Genomic DNA, 19,754 nt, shown 5'->3' with positions numbered 1-19,754 from the left:
CGGCGCACGCTTGTTATGACGCCCCTGACACAAAAAGTGCTGCTCGCAGCTGAACGAAGGACGCCGGAATTGGCCGCTGAAATAGAGATTGTGCCCGTTGCGGGCAAGTCCGACCTCAATGCATTTATCGATTGCGCTTATCGACTGAATGCCAATGACCCGAATTGGGTGCCGCCCTTGCGCGCCGATATGGTGGAACTGCTGACGCCGGGGAAGAACCCGTTTCACGATCACGCGCGGATGCAATTGTTCCTCGCCAAGCGCGGCGGAGCGGTCGTCGGGCGGATTTCCGCGCATTATGACGAACTCGCGCTCGCCCAGCCGCCCGAACAGGGCATGGGGCCGGGAACGGGCAATTGGGGGCTGATGGAAGCCACGGACGACGCGGTGATGGCCGCGCTCATTGCCCGTGCCGAACAGTGGCTGCGCGAGGAAGGCATGACCCGCGTGCTCGCGCCGATCAGCCTGTCGGTGTGGGAAGAGCCGGGGCTGCTGGTCAAAGGCCACGATCACCCGCCTATGCTGCTAATGGGGCACCACAATGCCGCTTATGAAGGCTGGGTGGAGGCCCAAGGCTATGCCGTGGCCAAGCGGCTTTACACCTATGATCTGCACAATGTGCGCGACGGTTTCCCCGAACTGGTGAACCGCATCGTCGCCTCGGGCGAGCGCAGCAGCAAGATCAAGGTGCGGCCCGTGGATACATCGCGCTTTGCCGAGGAGGCGGATATCATCCTCGACATTCTCAATTCCGCATGGTCGAAGAATTGGGGCTTTGTGCCCTTTACCGAACGCGAGAAGGCTTATGGCGGCAAGAAGCTGAAACCGCTGATCCAGTCGGGCGCGAATATGATTGCCGAAGTCGATGGCAAGCCTGCTGCTTTCATGCTCGCATGGCCTGACATCAATCTGAAGCTCAAGGATTTTGACGGCAAGCTCTTCCCCTTCAACTGGGCGAAGCTGCTTTGGTGGCTGCGCAAGCCGGACGCGGTGAACTGGCGCGTGCCACTGATGGGGGTGGTGCCGGAATACCAGAACTCGCGGCTCGCCAGCCAGCTTGCCTTTATGATGATCGAATATATCCGCCGCTATGCCGTGGCCGAGCACGGGGCACAGCGGGCGGAGGTTGGCTGGATTCTGGAAGACAATCAAGGGATGGTCGCCATCGCCGATGCGATCGAATCCAAGATCAACCGCGAATACCGGATTTACCAGAAGGATCTGTGAGGCGCGGCCCGAAATTTGAAAGGCCCCCGCTCCGCATGGGAGCGAGGGCCTTCCGGGATCGTATCACCTGCCGATTTGGACGGGAGGGGGGGTCTTCGGCGGTGATGGTAATGAAATGCGCATTCCGGCGAGGGGTTCCCCGGCGGCGTGAAATTTTTTGCATCCTTCCGAAAAGCTGCCGGATACGGTGCGCACGCAAGGCCGGAACCGCCAGTCGCACCGGGCGTTCACTCTGCATCATCCATTCCGTGAGGGGTTTTCTATGTCCATCGGTGCCGAAGTTGCGGCTCATCTTCCGTTCCTGCGCCGCTATGCCCGCGCGCTGACGGGCTCGCAGTCGACCGGCGATGCCTTTGTGCAGGCGACCCTGGAAGCGGCCTTGGCCGATGAGGAACTGGCAGGATCGCTGCGCGGTGGGCGCGTGCCGCTCTACGCCGCGTTCTCGCGCGTGTGGTCGAGCGCCTATCTCGAAGTCGCTGATGCGCAGGCCTCGGGCAGCGTGCACGAAATCGCCGCACAGGGCCAGTTGCGGCGGATCACCCCGCTCAACCGGCAGGCCTTGTTACTCACCACGGTGGAAGATTTCAGCGCCGCCGACGCAGCCACGATCATGGGCATGGAGCCTGCAGAAATCGAGACTTTGGTGCGCGAGGCGGTGGCCGAGATTGATCGCGAATCGACCACCAGCGTGCTGATAATCGAGGATGAGGCGCTCATTTCGATGCAGCTCGAAGATCTGGTGCGCGCGCTCGGCCACGAGATTTGCGGCACCGCCGCCACCCGCACACAGGTGCAGGACGTTATCGCCGGGCAAACGCCGGGTCTGGTGCTGGCGGATATCCAGCTGGCGGACGGGTCTTCCGGCCTTGATGCGGTGGACGATATCCTTGCGCAGGGCAGCGTGCCGGTGATTTTCATCACCGCCTATCCCGAACGGCTGCTCACCGGAGACCGGCCCGAGCCGACCTATCTGATTACGAAGCCGTTCCAAGAAGATGCGGTGCGCGCGGCGATCAGCCAGGCGCTGTTCTTCGGGAGCACGCGTCCGCTTTAGGCCGGTTGCGGGCGCGGTGCCTTGTGCCACAGCGCCCACCACGCGATGGCCGCCGCCGCCAGTCCGCCCAGCAGATTGGCGGCGAGCTCTGCATAATAAATCGCCTCGGTGCCCAAAGCGGCGCGGGCGAGCCAGGCGATGGGGATCATCACCAGCAGCACGCGGGAAAGCGACAGCGCCATCGCGCTCGACGCACGGTCGATGGCGTTCAACGCGCCGTTGACCACGATCAGCACGCCGAAGCCGGCATAGCCCCACACCGATATTGCGAGATATTGCACCGTGGCGGCGCTCACCTCCGGATCGTCGGTGAAAGCCCGCGCGAACCAGTCGGCGAACAGGAACAGGCCGGCCGCGGCAACCAGCGCATAGCCTGCCGCCCAGATACACGCTTGGAGCAGCGCGCTACGCGCCCGGCCATATTCCGCCGCGCCCCAGTTCTGCCCGACGATAGAGCCGATCGAGCCTGACAGCGCCAGAAGCGGCACCACGGCAAAACTCTGCAAGCGCCCGCCTGTGCCAAAGCCTGCAACCGCTGCTTGGCCCTCTGCGGCGAGCAGGGCGGTCAGCACGGCAAGCCCCGCCGGATTGATCGAATTGGTAAAGGCGGCAGGCGCGGCCACGCGGCTGATCGCGGCGAGCTGCTTGCCCCATTGGCAATTGCGAACCGACCCCGGCGCAAAGGGCAAATCGAGCCGCCCGAGCAGCCAGAAGGCGAAACCGATGGCGATCAGCCAGCCGCCAATCGTGGCGTAGGCCGCGCCCGCCACGCCGTATCCCGCAATCCCGAACGCTCCGGTAATCAGCAGCGGATCGAGCACCCAGTTCGCCGCCGAATAAAGGATCAGCACCGCCGTATTGCTCTTGGCCGCGCCTTGCCCGCGCATCACCCCGGTCATGCCCATCATCGTCATCATCAGCGGAAAACCGAGCGCGAAGGGCGCCATGAATTCATCGATCAGCGGCAGGATCGCGGCATCGGCCTGCATCAGCACGAACAGCGGTTCCCGCAGCGCGAAAAGTGCCACGCCGATCACCAGTCCGGAAAGCAGGCCGAGGATCATGCCCAGATTGGCGCGGGCCAGCGCGCGGTCGTGATCGCCCTCGCCAAGCGCGCGCGCCACCACCGAATTGATCCCCACCATCACCCCCACGCCCAGGCTGGAAAGCGCGGTGATGACGGGGAAGATGAAGCTGATCGCCGCCAGTTCGGCGCCGCCCAGCTGGCCGATGAAATAGGCATCGATCACGCCCACCGACATGATCGCGGCGACGCCGACAATCGCGGGCACGGTTTGGCCGAGCAGGTGCCCGGCGATGGAGCCGCGCACCAGTTTGGCGCGGGAAGCTGGGTCGGGAGCGGTTGGATCGGACGTCGCAACGTCGCTGGGTGTGGCCGCGTTCATCAGCAAACCCCTAGACCTCCCGGCGGCATTGGCAATGGGGAGATGTGCCGCGGCGCATCTCGACATTGCCCGCGTGATCGGCAAGACGGACTCAAACACGATTTCGGAGCGCGAAATTCCCCATGCCCGCAATGACGGTGAATGACAGGCCGGTCTCTTTCGACATGGATCCGCAGACCCCCTTGCTGTGGGCCTTGCGCGATGCGGCCAATCTGACCGGCACCAAATATGGCTGCGGCGCGGGCGATTGCGGCGCGTGCATGGTGTTGATCGACGGGGAGGCGCTGCGTTCCTGCCTTGTCACTATTGCCGAGGCCGAGGGGCGTTTTATCACCACCATCGAAGGGCTGAGCCGCGACCGCTCGCATCCGGTGCAGCAGGCGCTAGTGGCCGAACAGGCGATCCAGTGCGGCTATTGCACGCCCGGCATTGCGATGGCCGCAGCCGCGCTGATTGCCAAGAATGCCGACCCGAGCGAGGAAGATATCCGTGCGGCGATTCCCAATCTGTGCCGCTGCGGGGTCTATCCGCGGCTGATTGCCGCTGTGCAGCGCGCAGGCCGCGTCACCCGCCGTCAGGAACGCATCAGCGCCGCGCCCGCTCCGGGCATTGACCCGGCGGACGCGGCGCGTGCCGTTCCCGCCATGGGCCCTTCCGGGGGAGAGGGCGCTGGCGAGGCAGGAGAGAGCGGGGACTAAAGGGGACTATCCCCGCGCTCCGGGATTTGCTTCCGCCTAGAACCGCCCGCTGATCGCAAAGCGCGCATTCAGCGGCGCGCCCACGCTCACCTCATGCGTGCTGTGCGAATTGGGGAAGTAGAGCGTGTCGGTCAGGTTCTCGACATTCACCTGCAGGCGCAGATTTTCCGAAACGTCGTAGCTGATCGAAGCATCGAGGCGGGTGTAGGCGGGCATTACCGGGCGCGTGGTCACGCGGTCGCCATTGAGGCCGGTATAGGTCACATTTCCGTTACTGGCGAAGCTGTCACCCTGATGCGTGAGGCCAAGGCCGAGGCTCAACCCGTCGGTTACTTCGACCTGGTTCCAGATCGAGAAGGTGTTTTCGGGCAATTCGCGCGGACGCAGCCCTTCATTGCCGAAGGCATCGACCTGCGCCCCGTCGAGATAGCTGTAGCCTGCCGAGACATACCAGCCCGGCGTCACTTCACCAATCAGCGACAGCTCGAAACCGCGGATCGTGGAATCGATCACATCGAGCGTTGCCGGATCATTGTCCGCAGGCTGCGGCGAGCTTTGTTCGATTTCAAAGATCGCGGCGGTAAGGCTTAGCCCGTCGACAAAATCCCATTTCACCCCCGCTTCCAGATTGGTAAAGATGTCCGGCGCCAGCGCGTTCGCGCTGCCATTGATATCGGTGAACTGTTCGCCCGAACGCGGTAGGAAGCTTTCCGAATAGCTGGCGTAGAAGGAGATATTCTCTGCCGGTTTCAGAATAATGCCGCCGCGCGGGGAGATTTCCTCGTCGGTGCGGCTGCGCTGCTCGCCCGACACCACATTGTCGACATCAATCGCAAAGCTATCGAACCGCGCGCCCAGAATGAGGTGCAGCCAGTCGGTCACCTCGATCTCGTCCTGGATGTAGAGCGAGACCACATCCAGCGTCACGCGTGTATCGTCGTTCAGATCGGCGGTGTAATCGTTGCGCGTGGGCAGGCCTGCAGCGTTGGTGCCGAGATTGTTGCGCAGCGCCAGCGGGCGGGCGATGGTGAAAATCTCGTTGTCGTCCTGCGTCGTGTCCCAGAAGGTGTTGAAGCGGAACTGGTCGGAACCGGTATTGATATATTCGCCGCCGACAATCAGCGTGTGGTGCGTGCCTGCCACGTCGAAATCGCTGATAAGATTGCCCGACAGGATCAGGTTCTGCCGCTGCGTCGCGTCGATATAGCCGTCCAGCGTGACGACATCGGGCGTGCGCAGCGGGTTGTAGCCCGAGGTGAAAACGTTGACGTAGACCTTGTCGTAATCGCCGTAGAAGGCGCTGAACACGCCTTTCAGATTGTCCGAAAAGCGGTGCTGCACATTGGCGCGCAGCACATGGGCTTCCAGCTCGTGGAAATTCTGCTCGGGATCGGCAAAGACAATATCGGAGAATGCTTCCACCGGGCGGCCATCGGCGCCGGTGGGGATCCCGCGATCGATGAAGCGGTTGTGATCGATATATTCGTAGGACAGGTCGATCACCGTGCCCGCGCCCGGCTGGAAGCGCAGCGTGGGATTGATGCCGATCCGCTCGCCTTCATAGAAGTCGCGGTGATTGGCGAGGCTTTCGAACGAGGCATTGAGGCGGAAGGCCGCATTGTCACTGATCGACAGGTTGAGATCGCTCTGCACGCCGAATTCGCCAAACGTATCGAGCGCGATCTGCCCGGCGGCGAAATTTTCGCCAATCTCGCCCTTCTTGGTGACGCGGTTGATGATCCCGCCGGTGCCGCCGCGGCCGAACAAAAGCGCATTGGGGCCGCGCAGCACCTCCACCTGCTCCAGATTATACAGGCCGCGATAATATTGCACATCGTCGCGCTGGCCATCGACGAAGAAGTCGGCGGTGGAACGCACGCCGCGGAACACCACGGCATCGCGGTGGCCTTCGCCTTGCGAAGTGGTGATGCCCGGCGTGTAATCGACGATCTGGCCGATGCTGGTAAAGCCGCGCCGCTCGATCTCGTCAGCGGTGATGATGGAGAGGCTCTGCGGCACATCGATGATCGGGGTGGGGGTGCGCAAAGCGGTAACCTGATCGGAATAGAGCACTTCGCCGGTGACGATAATCACATCGTCGGGATCGACGGCAGTGTCGGTAGTGGCGACCGGCGCGCCGCCATTGATGGCGGGATCGATGACGGGTGTGGTGTTCTGCCCTTCCTGCGCGGCGGCGGGCAGCGCGATGGCGGCGGCGCTGGCGAACAGGGCGAGGCGGATGGCGGTGTAACGAATGGTACTTCCCCTACGTGTTTTCTTTTGAGTCGCTATTGCGAGTGATTTGCAAGAAGCCTCTTATTGCGAATGATTTGCACTGGCAACAGGAAATCCGGCCTTGCGGTCAATTTTTTCGCGCCTAGCTATCGGGTTCAGACCTCCAATACCGGAGCAGAGGAGTGCAGCGCAGGTGAAGGCAACGATCTGGCACAATCCGAAATGCGGCACCTCGCGCAACACGCTAGCGATACTGCAAGCGCGCGACGGGGTGGAGGTCGAGATCATCGAATATCTCAAGAACCCGCCAAGCCGCGACAAGCTCGCGCAGCTTTTCGCCGATGCCGGGATGACGCCTGCCGAGGGGCTGCGCCTGCGCGGCACCGATGCGGCGGAGAGCGGCCTGCCCGATGCCGATGCCGACACGGTGCTGGCCGCCATGGCGGCAGAGCCTGCGCTAATCGAGCGCCCGCTGGTGGAAACCGCCAAGGGCGTGCGCCTGTGCCGCCCGAAGGAAAAGGTCGAGGAAATCCTCTGACGCCGTCCCCACGCCCAATCGCAAGCCCCTTGCATTCGGCGCGGGGCAATGCGAACGCGCGTGTCACAAATTTGACAAGGATGACACCAAAGCGATGAGCAGCAATGACTTCGCGCGCAAACAGCGCGTCGGCCTCGGCACACGGATCAAGCGGTTCCTCGGCCCGGCGGGTGTCTTCCTCAAAGGCTTTATCGAAGAACCGCGCATGGTCGGCTCGGTCATCCCGTCCTCGCGCGTCACCATCAACGCAATGCTCGCGCCGGTCGACTGGGCGAATACCAAACTGTTCGTCGAATACGGCCCCGGCGTCGGCACCTTCTGCCAGCCGATCCTCGACCGGCTCCCTCGTGATGGCGAGCTGCTGGTGATCGACACCAACCCGCTGTTCATCGACTATCTGAAGAAGACGATCCGCGACAGCCGCTTTCACGCGGTGCTCGGTTCCGCCGAGGATGTGGAAGACATCGTCCGGATGATCGGCCACGAGAAAGCCGACTATGTCCTCTCCGGCCTGCCCTTCTCGACCCTGCCCGAAGGCGTGGGCGAGGCGATTGTCGCCGCCACCGGACGGGTGATCCGCAAGGGCGGTGCCTTCATGACCTACCAGTTCAAGGGTGCGGCGCGGGATCTGACGGCAGAAGTCTTCCCCAAGGTGGAAACCGGTTATGTCTGGTGGAACATCCCGCCCTGCATCCTTGCCTGGGGCTGGCAGACCGACTGAACCGGCGGACTAACCGGCCTAGTCGAACGTATCACCAACGCTCACGACGGGCGCATCGCTCAACTGGCGGTGCACCGCGGCCATCACCGCCACCATCACGCTGGTGGTGAGCATTCCGAACAGCGCGCCGCCGATCGAACCGGCAAACAGGCCGACCTGCTCGCCGAACAGCGAGAAGACGCCGAGCAACAGCCCGACGAGCAGCGACAGCACGATAATGGCGATGCCGAGCAGCAAATAGAACGCGAATATCCGCAGCGAATTGCCCTTGGTCAGCCGCCACGAACGCGCCAGCGCGGTGAGCGGATTGCGCACCCCCTCGATGGCGATGATCGGCGAGGCGAGCGAGAATTTGACGTAGAGATAGACCGACACCACCAGGCCGATCAGATAGAACAGCAAGGCAAGCGCGGGAGCGATCATATACCCAAGCGCGGCGGGCAGGAAGATGACGGTCAAAGCCGCCAGCAGCGCCAGCAACTGCGCCGCGATATAGGTAAGCACGCTGTTGAGGCCGATGCTGATCGCTTCGCCCACGGTCGGCCGGCGGCTATTGGTCAGCAGCGCAAGCAGGCTGAGCGTGCCGATGCCCGACACCACTGCCACCAACGCATAAATCCACCAGACCCCGCCGACATAGGCCGTTAGCGCATTGACCATCGCCTGCGGATCGGGATTGCCCGATTCCATCATTGCGGTGATTTCCGCCGGTGCGGGGATGAACACGCCCGATATCGCGTTGGGCAGGAAAAAGAACACCGCGGCGACGATCAGGATCACATCCTTGTTCGCGCCCAGCATGGCTACTGCGCTTTCCCACGCCTTGCCCAGATCCAGCGGTTTCGACATTCGGTTTTCCCTCGCAAATTGGCTATAGGCCCTGATAGTCGCGGCGACCCCGCCCGCGCAATGCTAATCGGCCCATGATGATGACCTCGCTATCCAATCCCCCGCTGCCGCTGCCCGATGGCATAGAGTGGCGGCGTTCGTCCGGCCTGACCGACTATCGCACCGCGCTGGCCGAGCAGGAGGCGCGCAACACCGCGATTGCGGCGGGCGAGATGGCGGAACTGGTCTGGCTGCTTGAACATCCGCCTGTCTACACGGCGGGCACCAGCGCGGATGTGGCCGAACTGGTCGATCCGCGCTTCGATGTGGTCGAGACTGGGCGCGGCGGGCGCTATACCTATCACGGGCCGGGGCAGCGGGTTTGCTACGTGCTGCTCGACCTCGCGCGGCGGCAGAAAGATGTGCGCGGCTTTGTCCATGCGCTGGAGGATTGGGTGATCGCGACGCTCGGCGATTTCGGCGTGGAGGCCTTTGCCGTGCCCGAACGGGTCGGCATCTGGACGCACGATCTCACTGGCGCTGAAGCCAAGATCGGGGCCATCGGCGTGCGCGTGCGGCGCTGGGTGACGATGCACGGCTTTGCCGTTAATCTCGCACCCGATCTCGCGCATTTTTCGGGCATCGTTCCCTGCGGCATTGCGGAATATGGCGTCACCAGCATGGCGATGCTGGGAAAACCCGTTGCGCCAGAGGCATGGGATGAGGCATTGCTCGCCCGCGCAGGCGATTTCCTCGCCGCGATCGACACGCCATAAAGGGTCTGCCGCATGACGAGAACAGCCAAAACTCTAGCTCTGGCGCTGCCTGCCGCTTTGCTGCTGGCCGGATGCAATGGCGAAACTGCTCCCGCAGAGCAGGCGGGCGAGGCGGAGGAAAGCGGCGAAGTGCTGGAAGGCACGATCAGCGATGCGATGCTGCCGCTCGATCAGGTACGCTCGCAAGCGCCGCAAGCCGATCCGGAGCCGGAGGCGGGCGATAGTGGTGCACCGACCAGCGGGACTGCCCCTGCGCCCGCGCAGGCTTCCGAACCGGCGGTGGAGCCGGTGCCCGATGCCGAAGTCGCCGCGCCTGCTGCGGGTGAGGGTGAAGGCGCAGAGTAGGGCCTGAGCCTTACTCCACACTCGCCAGCAGCTTCTGCGCCTGCACGAAATGCGGCTGGTCGACCATGCGTCCGTCCAACTGCAACGCACCGACACCGGGATTGCTTTCGAACAGTTCGACAATCGCCCGGGCTTCCGCGATCTGCTCGGACGTGGGGGTGAAGCATTCGTTGATGATCGGCACCTGCGCCGGGTGGATCGCCAGCATTCCGGCAAACCCGTCGGCAAAGCCGTCGCGCGCGGTGCGGCGCAGCCCGGCAATATCGCGGAAATCGGCGTGTAGCGTGTCGATCGCGGCCACCCCCGCCGCGTGTGCCGCCAGCAGGGTCTGCGCGCGCACCATGCGGAAGAGGTCTGTCCACTGCCCAAAAGCATCGCGCTTGCGCGAGGTACCGATGGCGGCGGAGAGATCTTCCGCTCCCCAGGTCAGCCCGAGCAGCCGCGAACTGCGGTGTTTGGAGCGGCCATAGGCAGCAATGCCATTCGCCGCCTGCGCCGTCTCGCTCACCAGCGGCAGCAGCCGCGTCGCACCCGGCACAATGCCGTTGCGCGGCTCCAATTCGTAAAGCACTTCCGACAGGCGCTGCAATTGCAGCGGGCTGGTGGCCTTGGGCACGACAATCCCGGCGGGCTTGGCGGGCAGCACCGCCTCGACGTCGAATTGCCATAGCGGCGTGTCGAGCGGATTGATGCGCAACCAATATTGCGGCGCGCCAGCACCGGCACTATTCTCATTGCGCCCGGCCAGCCATTCGCGGGCGAGCGCGCGCGCACTCTCCTTGGCCTCCGGCGCGACCGCATCTTCCAGATCGACGATCACCACATCCGCGCCGCTGGCCGGAGCCTTCTCCAGCTTGCGCTCGCTATCGCCGGGGACAAACATCCAGGACCGTATCGGCATTACATTCTCCGCAAATGTTTTGCCGGAGCCTCTATAGGCTAGGCGGCACACGCGCTAGAGCGGCGCGGTGACTGCGCACGACACAGATCGGGGAAAAGCCCTGCCGATGCTCGCCCTGCTGGCGGGCAATGCCGCGCTTGCGCTTGGCCCGTGGCTGGTGCGGCTGGCGGATACCGGGCCGGTGGCGGCGGGCTTCTGGCGGGTGGCGCTGGCGCTGCCGCTGGTGGCGCTGATCGCGCTCGCCAACCGGCAGGCGCTGACCAGCCACAGCCCCCGACTGACCGGCCTTGCGCTGGCGGGCGGAGTGTTTTTCGGCTTTGACATTGCCGCCTGGCATCTCGGCATCGGCGAGACGCGGCTGGCGAATGCGGTTTTGTTCGGCAATGCGGGCAGCGTCGTGCTGATGTGCTGGGCCTTCATCGCGCTGCGCCGCCTGCCACAGGGGCGCGAATGGCCCGCGATCATCGCGGCGCTGACCGGCGCGGCGATCTTGCTGGGGCGTTCGCTGGAGATTGCGCAGAGCAACTTCATCGGCGACCTGTTCTGCCTCCTCGCAGGACTGCTCTACGCCGGATACCTCCTCACCGCGCAGGATGCGCGCAAGGTGATGGGTGGCTGGGCGGTGCTGACATGGGCGGGCATGGCGAGCGCGCTGGTGCTGCTCGGAACCGCGCTGGTGCTGGGCGAGACGATCATGCCGCGCGACTGGACGCCGCTGCTGATCCTCGCCTTTTCCAGCCAGATCGTCGGGCAGGGGTTGCTCGTTTATGCGCTGCGGCACTTCTCGCCACTGATCATCGGGATTGCCCTGCTGACCCAGCCTGCGGTGGCGGCGGCGGTGGGCTGGTGGCGGTTTGACGAGATCCTGCTGCCGCTCGATTTTCTCGGCATTGCACTGGTGGGCAGCGCGCTGGTGCTGGCGCGCATGGCCCAGCCCAAAGTTCTCGCAGCTAAGCCGCCCGAACCGGCTTAGCGTCGAACGTATCGGTAAATTCGCGGTAGCGGGTTTCCAGCCGTTCGAGATCGGGGCCGGACAGGGTCAGCCGTGCCTGTTCCATCAAAGCATCGCCTTCCTGCCGCAGAATCTGCCGGCGCTTGGCGTGCGGGATCGGCGCGGCGGCGTTTTCGATCGCTTCGAGCATGATCCGCGCCGCATTGGGGCTGGCAGCAACCGCGCTGCGGATCGACCCGAAGCCGCGCTCGACATAATGCGAAAAATCGTCCGCACGTGGGATCACGCAGCAATCCTCCACACCCTTGCCGCACACATCCTTGCGGAGATCGCGCCGCCCGACTTCGGCAGTCGCCGCGCCGAGCCAGTGCAACGCGGTGATCGCGGTGAAGGGATCGTTGATGCCGGGGCTCAATGCGCGCAGGCCGATTTCGACCAACTGGTCGATCAGGAATTGCGGGTCCTGGCTGGCGGTGCGATTGGCCCCGAAGGTGAAGGCGGCGCGCAAATCACCGGCAAAGCCTTCGGGATCGGCGCCCGCGATTTGCAGCAGCGGGAGATCGCGGTGGACGAAATCGCCGGTGCGGATCATCAACGAGATGACCGCGCCATGCTCCTTCGCGGCGGTCTCCAGCCCGGTGAAATCGATAAACTGGACATAGCCGGTCGCTTGCGAGCGCACCTGCGTTCCCGCCACCGGCTCGCGCGCATCCTGCAATGCGTCTTCCACCGGATAGGTTTCGCGCAGATCGCGGATCAGCCGCTCGCCAATATCCTCCAGCACCGTGCTGATGCGGATCGAGGAGGGGATGTGGTTGAGGAAATAGACCAGCACCGCGACGCAGACCGCCATCAATATATAGGCGACGAGCAGCGAGAGCTGCGGTGTGAAGCCGGGCAGGGCGGCGGCGGCCTCGGCGGCACCGGCAGGCACCTCGCCTTCCGCCCGCACCGCGCGCAGCACGATCAGCGCGTAGACGAAGCTGGCGATGAAGGTGGCAAGGCTCAACTGGTTGCCGCGATCCTCCATGAAATTGGTGAGCAGGCGCGGCCCGTAATTGCCGCTGGCATAGGCCACCGCCGCGATGGTGATCGAGAACACCGTCGCCGCCACGCCGATCATGCTGCCCGCCATCACGGTGAGCATATCCGCCGCGCCTTTGGGCTGCGCGGGGGTGAACCCGTCAAGTCCGTACAGAAACGCCGCCGCCCCCGACCGGTCGGCAGCGATCATCGCCAACGCCAACCCCGCCGCGCCGAGCGAAAACAGCGCGGGATAGAACCAGTAATTGGCCGTTAGGCGCAGCAGCGCGAATTTGAGGTTGGCGGTCATTTGATGGATTTCGTTTGACGTTGCATTTGCGGTCCGATTTGCTCTCTCACGATGCCGACGATCTCAGCGAGAGAAATTGTAAATACGCCGCCGTTTGCTTCGTGCCACATTCGAACACCTTCGGAATGATCCGGGAACGTTGCGTCGCCAGTGTGTTGCAGTGTCACGCTCATGTCCAGAGAACCAACAGAGACGGGCACATGTTGCACCTCGTCCGGGATACCAAAATCGGAAAAATCAAGACCGATGATTGAGATATGATAGACGAGAAAGGGGTCGTCTGGCGGACCGATTGTCTCGATTTGTTGGATCTTGATCAACGAGCCCTCATCGCCGGGGGCTTCTTCGTATTCCCAAACTTGTCCGACGGCATAGGCGTGATCCTGCGCTGCAGCTGACACTGGAAGCGCGAAGGCCAAGGCCGCAAGAGCTAAGCGGATCATCACACCCGCCCCAGATCACCCTTGCCGATCGTCCCCGCGGCCAGTTCCAGCATCTTGTCGAGGCTCTTCTTCGCGGCGACGCGCAGGTTTTCTTCGATCTCGATGCGGGGTTCCAGATCGCGCAGGCACAGATACAGTTTTTCCAGATTGTTCAACGCCATATACGGGCAGATATTGCAGTTGCAGTTCCCGTCTGCGCCCGGCGCGCCGATGAAATTCTTTTCCGGCAGCGCCTTTTCCATCTGGTGGATGATATGCGGCTCGGTCGCCACGATCAGCGTGTCGCCGGGGAAGGTCTTCGCAAAATTGAGAATGCCGCTGGTCGAGCCGACATAATCGGCGTGGTCGATAATGTGCGGCGGGCATTCGGGGTGCGCGGCGATGGGGGCTTCGGGATGCTCGGCCTTCAGCTTCAAAAGCTCGCGCTCGCTGAACGCCTCGTGCACAATGCACACGCCCGGCCACAGCAGCATTTCGCGGTTGAATTTGCGGTTGAGATAGCCGCCCAAGTGCCGATCCGGCCCGAAGATGATCTTCTGGTCTGCCGGAATTTGCGACAGAATCGTCTCCGCGCTGGAGGAGGTGACGATCACGTCCGACAGCGCCTTCACCTCGGTCGAGCAATTGATGTAGGTGAGCGCGATATGATCGGGGTGGCGTTCGCGGAATGCGCGGAACTTGTCCGGCGGGCAGGAATCTTCAAGGCTGCAACCCGCATCCATATCGGGCAGCACGACGATCTTTTCGGGCGAGAGGATTTTCGCCGTATCCGCCATGAATTTGACGCCGCAAAAGGCGATCACATCGGCATCGGTCTCCGCCGCCTTTTTGGACAGTTCCAGCGAATCGCCAACGAAATCGGCCAGATCCTGCAATTCGGGCTTCTGGTAATAATGCGCGAGGATCACCGCGTTGCGTTCCTTGCGCAGGCGGTCAATCTCTTCGCGCAGGTCGATCCCTGTGGGAATGGCGGTTTGTTTGGTCATGTCTGGCCCCGTCTCGTTTTGATTTGCCTAGCATATAATCACAACGGGGCAGGATGCGAGCGGGTTCCGCTCTCTGCGCGCGTTGTTATGGAACCAGCGATGCCGCCAGTTCCTGGAACGGAGCGGAATAGCCGAGGAGATTGGTTGCGCCATAGCTGACGAGCACGGCAGCCAGCACCCACCACAGCGCCGGATGCACGCTGCCGCGAATGGTGCGGTCGCGCAGCACAATCGCTCCGACGATCAGCAGATGCGGCACGAAGCGCAGCATTTCGATCACAATCGGTGGAGGAGGCGTGGCACCGGGGCTGTTATCCATTCCGGCCAGCGTGGTGATAACCAGCATGGCGCGGCCAAGCACCGGTTCTAGGAAGACGATGAAGCTGCCCAGCATCAGCCGCCGGTGCCAGTCGGTGCGTTTGCGGTTGATGATCGCAGCCGTGATGAAGCCGCCAAACAGCGTCATGTTCACGACCCCCAGCGCAAGGAAATAGCCCGGATCGAAAATCGGCGGCACGCGGCCCGCCGACAAGGTGGCGATCTGTGTGGCGAGCCCGGTGATGATGACAGCGGTTGCCAACACGATACCGGCCCAGCCGAGCTTGCGGTGCAGCGCGATATTGGCGCCTGCGCCGATAATGTTCTGCACCGCGAACAAGGCCACCCAAGCGACCATCACAATGGCGTGAATATGGGTCGCGCGGGGCATTGCGAAAATGTTGGTGTAGCCGCCAATATTGACGATGGCGAAAGCGGCTAAGGCAAACCCTGCCAGTCCAAGGCCGACACGCCGGTAGAAACCGTTTTCTTTGACGAATTGCTGTGCTGGCGATGATGCCATCTGCCTTCCCCCCGCAAACAACGCGATCCCCGGCAGCGACTATGCCCGTTCGTGGCGATTTTCCAAGTCTTGATGCCAAGCGGGGCTATTCATCGGCAAAGCGGACGCGCACCGTAACATCACCAAAGCCGGCAACTTGCAAGGGAATGGCGAGGTTCTGTTGCACCGCCTCGCGCGCGGCGGTTCTGGCAAGGCCCATGACTTCGGCATTGCTCGCAAATTCGCGCGCGCGCCGCTCGGCGATTTGCGAGTTGGAGCGGCTGAGCAGTGTCGAGGCATCGCGGCTGACCCACACGCCATCGGTGAAGAAGCGCGCCTGCGCCTCGTTCAGATTGGGGGTGGAGACGGTGAGTTCGGGCAGCTCGACTTCGAGCAGCTGGTTCGCCTCGTCCCAGCGGAAATCGCCCGTATCCATGCCCGACAGATCGAGCCGGTATTCCACCGTGGCGGGCACAATCATCGCCTGCCGCGATTCCAGCACGCCCAGCTCGACGGGGCCGATGCTGGGCGTGGAGGTGCTTTCCGCCACCACGTCAAAGCGGCTGGAAAAGACGGTGAGCGAATTCTGCTTTTCGAAGACGAGCATCGAGGTGGCGACAATATCGCCCTGATCCTGCGGCCCCCATTTCTCCCATGCCAGCCACGCCAAGGCTGCCGCCATCAGCGCGATGACGACCCATGGGGTGATGCCCGTGGGGCGCGCTGCCAGCGTTCCGGCGGCGCGCGGTTCCACAATCAGGCTGTCGGTTCGGTTTCGTGTATCGCTGTCCATATATCTCCTGAACGGCTGACCAGCCCGCGCTGTTCCATATCAATGAGATGCGCCTTCACGCTCATGCTTGCGGCGGGCCAGAGGCGCTCGTCCACGCCCTTATACATCACGGGCACCAGATCGGCGATGGCCTGCGCCTGCCCGGCCAGCAATTTGCCGATCTGCTTTTCGCGCGCGCGGCGGTGGCCGATCATGCCGCGCACCAGTTGGCGGGGTTTCTCCACCGCCGGGCCGTGGGCGGGATAATAGACGCTGTCCGCCCGCTCATACAGCAGCGCCAGGCTCGCAAGGTAGTCGCCCATATCGCCATCGGGCGGCACGACCACACTGGTTGACCAGCCCATCACATGATCGCCGGTAAACAGCGCGCCGCTTTCTTCGAGCGCGAAGCAGAGGTGGTTGGAAGTGTGGCCGGGCGTGGCGACGGCGCGGAGCGTCCAGTCCGGGCCTGCCACCGCCTCGCCATCGGCCAGAATGCGGTCGGGCGCGTAGTCGCGGTCGAAGGCGGCATCCATGCGCGGTTCGTCGCTGTCGATCACCAACGGCGCGCAGCCGACAATTGGCGCGCCCGTGGCCTGCGCCAGCGGAGCGGCGGCGGGCGAGTGGTCGCGGTGGGTGTGGGTGCACATGATCGCCACCACGTCGCGCCCGCCAATCGCGGCGAGCAGCGCCTCGATATGCCGCGCATCGGCGGGGCCGGGGTCGATCACCGCGAGCTTGTCTGTCCCCACCAGATAGGTTTGCGTGCCGGTGTAGGTGAAAGCCGAGGGGTTCGGCGCGAGCACGCGCGCCACCAGTGGCTCCAACTGCTCGCACTGGCCGGTCGGCCAGCTGGCGGGGTTTCTGGGGTCTTGCTCTGGACTTGCCATCTCGGCCATATGGCGGGCGAAGAGGGGAATGCCAATGACCGAGCCGTTGATCCTTGTTCTTGACGAGGGCACCACCAGCACGCGTGCGATGCTGTTTGCGCAGGACGGAAGCCTGCGCGGCGTGGCGCAGGACGAGCTGACGCAGTTCTATCCGCAATCGGGCTGGGTGGAACATGATGCGGGCGAAATCTGGGAGAAGACGCTGGCCTGCGCCCGCGCCATGGTGGAACAGGCGGGCGGGGCGGCGCAGGTCGCTGCCATTGGTATCACCAACCAGCGCGAAACCGTGGTGGCGTGGGACAAGGCGCGGGGCGAACCGCTCGCCAAAGCCATCGTCTGGCAGGATCGCCGCACGGCGGAGTTTTGCGCAGAGCTGAAGGCGGCGGGGCATGAGGGCGTGGTGCAGGCGAAAACCGGCCTGCTGCTCGATCCCTATTTCTCCGGCACCAAGATGCGCTGGCTGCTCGATAACGAGGCCGAGGTGGCTGCAGCGGCGAAGGGCGGGCGGCTTGCCTTGGGGACGGTGGAAAGCTGGCTCACCTGGAAACTGACCGGCGGCAACACGCATATCAGCGATGCCAGCAATGCCAGTCGCACACTGCTGATGGCGCTGGACGGGGCGGATTGGGACGATGATCTGTGCGCGCTGCTGGGCGTACCCAAAGCGGCGCTGCCCGCGATCACCGATTGCGCCGGAGCACTCGGCACCACCCATCCCGACCTGTTCGGCGCGCCGATCCCGATCTGCGGCATGGCGGGCGACCAGCAAGCGGCAACGATTGGGCAGGGCTGCCTCGCCCCCGGCGAGACCAAGGCGACTTATGGCACCGGCGCGTTCGTGCTGGCGAATACCGGCACCGCGCTGCCCGCATCGCAGCACCGCCTGCTCGGCACCGTTCTCTACCAGCTGGGCGGCGCGCGACATTATGCAGTGGAAGGCGCGGTGTTCGTGGCAGGCAGCCTCGTCAAATATCTGCGCGACACGCTGGGCCTGATCGACGAGGCAGCGCAGACCGAGGAACTGGCGCGCTCGATCCCCGACAATGGCGGCGTGGTGATCGTGCCTGCGCTTGCCGGGCTCGGCGCACCGCATTGGCGGCCCGAAGCGCGCGGCATTATCAGCGGGCTGGGCTTCGATACGGGCCGCGCGCATATCGCCCGCGCCGCGCTGGAGGCGATGGCGCACCAAACCTACGATCTCGCCCGCGCCTTCGCCGCTGACGGCGCACGGCCGACCACGCTCAAAATCGATGGCGGGATGGCAGCGAACAGCTGGATGGCGCAGGACATTGCCGACCTGCTCGGCGTGACCGTGATCCGCCCCGATTTCGTCGAGACGACCGCGCTGGGCGCAGCGATGCTCGCCAGCGTCGGCTGCGGCTGGCACGGCTCGCTGGAGGACGCGGCAAAGGCGATGATCGGCAAGTCGCAGGCCTTCGCGCCGGGCATGGCGGAGAGCGTGCGCGAAGAGCGGCTGCGGCGTTGGGATGCTGCTGTCGAGGCGGTGGTGAGTAGGCAGTAGGCAGTAGTTTGGTCTTCCCTACTGGCAACTGCCTACAGCCTACTCACTCCCAATTAATGCACCGCATAGGCCTGCCCCAACCGGTCTTTCAGACGGTGGATTGCCGCAGGCTGCATGGCGAAATGTTTGCGCCACGCGGCGTCGATGCGGGCGACGCGGGCGTAGAAGGCGCGGCTGCGTTCGATCAGATCGTGCGTGCGCGCGTCGAGCAGCGCCAATTGCTTGGGATCACTCGCGGGTTCGGCGGGTGGCAGGCGGCCGTGGCGGCGCAGCTGGAACTCGCTCATCTCGCCATTGAGATAAGCCTTCTGGTTGAGCAGCCATGCGAGCGCGTGCATCAGCCGCGTCGTCGTCCGCAAGGCCTCGCACGACATGGCGATGCGCATTTCGGGTTCCGGCTGGAACAGCGCAGGCGCCTGATAACGCTCGTCAAACACGGCGCGCGCCTCTTCGCTCAAGGCAAGCGCGTCCTCATACAGGGCATCGACAATCGCGGCGGTGATGTTGGCGGGCAGTGACATGGCAACGGGTTTTTACGTGTTGGACGATCCTCTGGCACCAAGGGCTACTCCCGGGCGCAGGCGCTGGCCAGAGCGTTAAGGACACTTGTCCGCACCAATTGTGGACTGTTTCAGAGCAAGACGCTTTGCCGCGCGCTTGCGGCTGGTGAGCGTCAGGCGATGATGTCGGGCGTGAGGTAATCTTCGATCACCATCATCTGGTCGCGCAAGGCCAGCTTGCGCTTTTTCAGCCGCGCGACCTGCAATTGATCCGGCCCGCCGGTTGCCTCCAGCGCGGCAATCGCCACGTCGAGATCGCGGTGCTCGGTTTTGAGCGCGGCCAGCCGCTTGCGCATTTCGTCTTCGGTCACGCGTGCTTTTCCCTCTTCGCCCAGTTTTCGCAGACCCCCGTTCGCAGGATGGCGAAGGTTAAGGGCGATTCATCGACAGCGGCATTGGACAATTAAGAATATTATGGTTTGATGACAACTCTGCGGCGCTCGCCGCTTGGCGAGTCGTCCGCAGCACGCGGCCTCGCCGGTCGTCATGCCTGCGCGGCCGTCCCCCCCAAGGGCGGATTGGCCGCCCTGTTACGGCAAAGGAGACGAACCTATGGCATCTTCGCACGTCAACGCCCTGCAGGCCAAGCATGAGGGCTTGGAAAGCCGGCTGAAGGAAGAAATGTCCCGTCCCTTCCCGGATGCCGCGAAGATCCAGCTGATCAAGAAGCAAAAGCTGCGCATCAAGGAAGAAATCGCGCATCATTGATCCGGGAAAAATATGCCCTGTCCACACTGGGGCATTTTG

The 19,754-nt window shown here is 63.7% G+C and carries 23 protein-coding genes; 11 read left to right on the top strand and 12 right to left on the bottom strand.

Annotated features, from left to right (window positions below):
- Positions 1-15 precede the first annotated feature (15 nt).
- Positions 16-1,227 (top strand): N-acetyltransferase, encoded by a 1,212-nt coding sequence (locus tag GC121_RS01855; RefSeq protein ID WP_151972492.1) that lies wholly within the window; start codon positions 16-18, stop codon positions 1,225-1,227.
- A gap of 262 nt (positions 1,228-1,489) precedes the next feature.
- Entirely contained in the window at positions 1,490-2,281 is a 792-nt protein-coding gene (locus GC121_RS01850; RefSeq protein WP_151972491.1) for a response regulator, read from the top strand.
- Here the strand turns inward: GC121_RS01850 and GC121_RS01845 are convergent.
- Positions 2,278-3,687, bottom strand: coding sequence for an MATE family efflux transporter (locus tag GC121_RS01845; RefSeq protein ID WP_151972490.1), 1,410 nt, complete (start codon positions 3,685-3,687; stop codon positions 2,278-2,280). The genes GC121_RS01850 and GC121_RS01845 overlap by 4 nt on opposite strands.
- A gap of 122 nt (positions 3,688-3,809) precedes the next feature.
- On the opposite strand from GC121_RS01845, the gene GC121_RS01840 reads away from it, so the two are divergent.
- Positions 3,810-4,385 (top strand): (2Fe-2S)-binding protein, encoded by a 576-nt coding sequence (locus GC121_RS01840; RefSeq protein WP_151972489.1) that lies wholly within the window; start codon positions 3,810-3,812, stop codon positions 4,383-4,385.
- A 36-nt stretch (positions 4,386-4,421) separates the two neighbouring features.
- Here the strand turns inward: GC121_RS01840 and GC121_RS01835 are convergent, their stop codons facing one another.
- The gene (locus GC121_RS01835; RefSeq protein ID WP_234421064.1) at positions 4,422-6,479 is read right to left on the bottom strand and encodes a TonB-dependent siderophore receptor; all 2,058 of its coding nucleotides are present in this window, start codon (positions 6,477-6,479) and stop codon (positions 4,422-4,424) included.
- Here GC121_RS01835 and GC121_RS15600 point away from each other — a divergent pair.
- From GC121_RS15600 to GC121_RS01825, 3 genes are all read left to right on the top strand, one after another.
- Positions 6,466-6,636, top strand: a complete 171-nt coding sequence (locus tag GC121_RS15600) for a hypothetical protein (RefSeq protein WP_234421063.1) — start codon at positions 6,466-6,468, stop codon at positions 6,634-6,636. The two genes, GC121_RS01835 and GC121_RS15600, sit on opposite strands and share 14 nt — an antisense overlap.
- A gap of 177 nt (positions 6,637-6,813) precedes the next feature.
- Positions 6,814-7,158: an arsenate reductase (glutaredoxin) gene (arsC, locus tag GC121_RS01830; protein WP_151972487.1), complete on the top strand. Its 345-nt coding sequence runs from the start codon at positions 6,814-6,816 to the stop codon at positions 7,156-7,158.
- Positions 7,159-7,252: 94 nt separating this feature from the next.
- Positions 7,253-7,879, top strand: coding sequence for a class I SAM-dependent methyltransferase (locus GC121_RS01825; protein WP_151972486.1), 627 nt, complete (start codon positions 7,253-7,255; stop codon positions 7,877-7,879).
- A gap of 18 nt (positions 7,880-7,897) precedes the next feature.
- Here GC121_RS01825 and GC121_RS01820 read toward each other — a convergent pair whose 3' ends face one another.
- Positions 7,898-8,728 carry a glycerophosphoryl diester phosphodiesterase membrane domain-containing protein gene (locus GC121_RS01820; protein WP_151972485.1) on the bottom strand — a complete coding sequence of 277 codons (831 nt, stop codon included), beginning with the start codon at positions 8,726-8,728 and terminating at the stop codon, positions 7,898-7,900.
- Between the two features lie 80 nt (positions 8,729-8,808).
- Here GC121_RS01820 and lipB point away from each other — a divergent pair, with 80 nt between their 5' ends.
- Positions 8,809-9,483: a lipoyl(octanoyl) transferase LipB gene (lipB, locus tag GC121_RS01815; protein ID WP_151972484.1), complete on the top strand. Its 675-nt coding sequence runs from the start codon at positions 8,809-8,811 to the stop codon at positions 9,481-9,483.
- Between the two features lie 12 nt (positions 9,484-9,495).
- Positions 9,496-9,828, top strand: coding sequence for a hypothetical protein (locus GC121_RS01810; protein ID WP_151972483.1), 333 nt, complete (start codon positions 9,496-9,498; stop codon positions 9,826-9,828).
- A gap of 10 nt (positions 9,829-9,838) precedes the next feature.
- Here the strand turns inward: GC121_RS01810 and GC121_RS01805 are convergent, their stop codons facing one another.
- Positions 9,839-10,729, bottom strand: coding sequence for a CoA ester lyase (locus GC121_RS01805; RefSeq protein ID WP_151972482.1), 891 nt, complete (start codon positions 10,727-10,729; stop codon positions 9,839-9,841).
- A gap of 67 nt (positions 10,730-10,796) precedes the next feature.
- On the opposite strand from GC121_RS01805, the gene GC121_RS01800 reads away from it, so the two are divergent.
- Complete coding sequence (locus tag GC121_RS01800) at positions 10,797-11,702, top strand: DMT family transporter (protein ID WP_234421062.1); 906 nt, start codon at positions 10,797-10,799, stop codon at positions 11,700-11,702.
- On the opposite strand, the gene GC121_RS01795 is transcribed toward GC121_RS01800, so the two are convergent.
- From GC121_RS01795 to GC121_RS01770, 6 genes are all read right to left on the bottom strand, one after another.
- Positions 11,680-13,014 (bottom strand): DUF2254 domain-containing protein, encoded by a 1,335-nt coding sequence (locus tag GC121_RS01795; RefSeq protein ID WP_151972481.1) that lies wholly within the window; start codon positions 13,012-13,014, stop codon positions 11,680-11,682. The genes GC121_RS01800 and GC121_RS01795 overlap by 23 nt on opposite strands.
- Positions 13,011-13,457, bottom strand: a complete 447-nt coding sequence (locus GC121_RS01790; RefSeq protein WP_151972480.1) for a hypothetical protein — start codon at positions 13,455-13,457, stop codon at positions 13,011-13,013. The genes GC121_RS01795 and GC121_RS01790 overlap by 4 nt, the downstream gene beginning before the upstream one ends.
- Positions 13,457-14,443, bottom strand: a complete 987-nt coding sequence (gene nadA, locus GC121_RS01785) for a quinolinate synthase NadA (RefSeq protein WP_151972479.1) — start codon at positions 14,441-14,443, stop codon at positions 13,457-13,459. The genes GC121_RS01790 and nadA overlap by 1 nt, the downstream gene beginning before the upstream one ends.
- A gap of 85 nt (positions 14,444-14,528) precedes the next feature.
- The gene (locus tag GC121_RS01780) at positions 14,529-15,284 is read right to left on the bottom strand and encodes a hypothetical protein (RefSeq protein WP_151972478.1); all 756 of its coding nucleotides are present in this window, start codon (positions 15,282-15,284) and stop codon (positions 14,529-14,531) included.
- Positions 15,285-15,369: 85 nt separating this feature from the next.
- Positions 15,370-16,056, bottom strand: a complete 687-nt coding sequence (locus GC121_RS01775; protein ID WP_151972477.1) for a DUF4230 domain-containing protein — start codon at positions 16,054-16,056, stop codon at positions 15,370-15,372.
- A complete protein-coding gene (locus tag GC121_RS01770; protein ID WP_370513728.1) occupies positions 16,020-16,934 on the bottom strand; it encodes an MBL fold metallo-hydrolase in 915 nt (304 codons plus the stop codon). Before GC121_RS01770 ends, GC121_RS01775 begins: the two co-directional genes overlap by 37 nt.
- Before the next feature lie 25 nt (positions 16,935-16,959).
- Between GC121_RS01770 and glpK the strand changes: the two genes are divergently transcribed.
- A complete protein-coding gene (gene glpK / locus GC121_RS01765) occupies positions 16,960-18,447 on the top strand; it encodes a glycerol kinase GlpK (protein WP_151972476.1) in 1,488 nt (495 codons plus the stop codon).
- Positions 18,448-18,500: 53 nt separating this feature from the next.
- Here the strand turns inward: glpK and GC121_RS01760 are convergent, their stop codons facing one another.
- Together GC121_RS01760 and GC121_RS01755 are read right to left on the bottom strand one after the other, a co-directional pair.
- Entirely contained in the window at positions 18,501-18,968 is a 468-nt protein-coding gene (locus GC121_RS01760) for a DUF1465 family protein (RefSeq protein ID WP_151972475.1), read from the bottom strand.
- A 152-nt stretch (positions 18,969-19,120) separates the two neighbouring features.
- Positions 19,121-19,318: a YdcH family protein gene (locus tag GC121_RS01755; protein ID WP_151972474.1), complete on the bottom strand. Its 198-nt coding sequence runs from the start codon at positions 19,316-19,318 to the stop codon at positions 19,121-19,123.
- A 241-nt stretch (positions 19,319-19,559) separates the two neighbouring features.
- Between GC121_RS01755 and GC121_RS01750 the strand changes: the two genes are divergently transcribed.
- Positions 19,560-19,715, top strand: a complete 156-nt coding sequence (locus GC121_RS01750) for a YdcH family protein (protein WP_151972473.1) — start codon at positions 19,560-19,562, stop codon at positions 19,713-19,715.
- Positions 19,716-19,754: the final 39 nt, after the last annotated feature.

The sequence above is a fragment of the Erythrobacter sp. EC-HK427 genome, from assembly GCF_902498745.1.
GTDB lineage: Bacteria > Pseudomonadota > Alphaproteobacteria > Sphingomonadales > Sphingomonadaceae > Alteraurantiacibacter.
The sequence above is the reverse complement of the archived record's forward strand: the minus strand, read 5'-3'. Positions and strand labels throughout refer to the sequence as shown.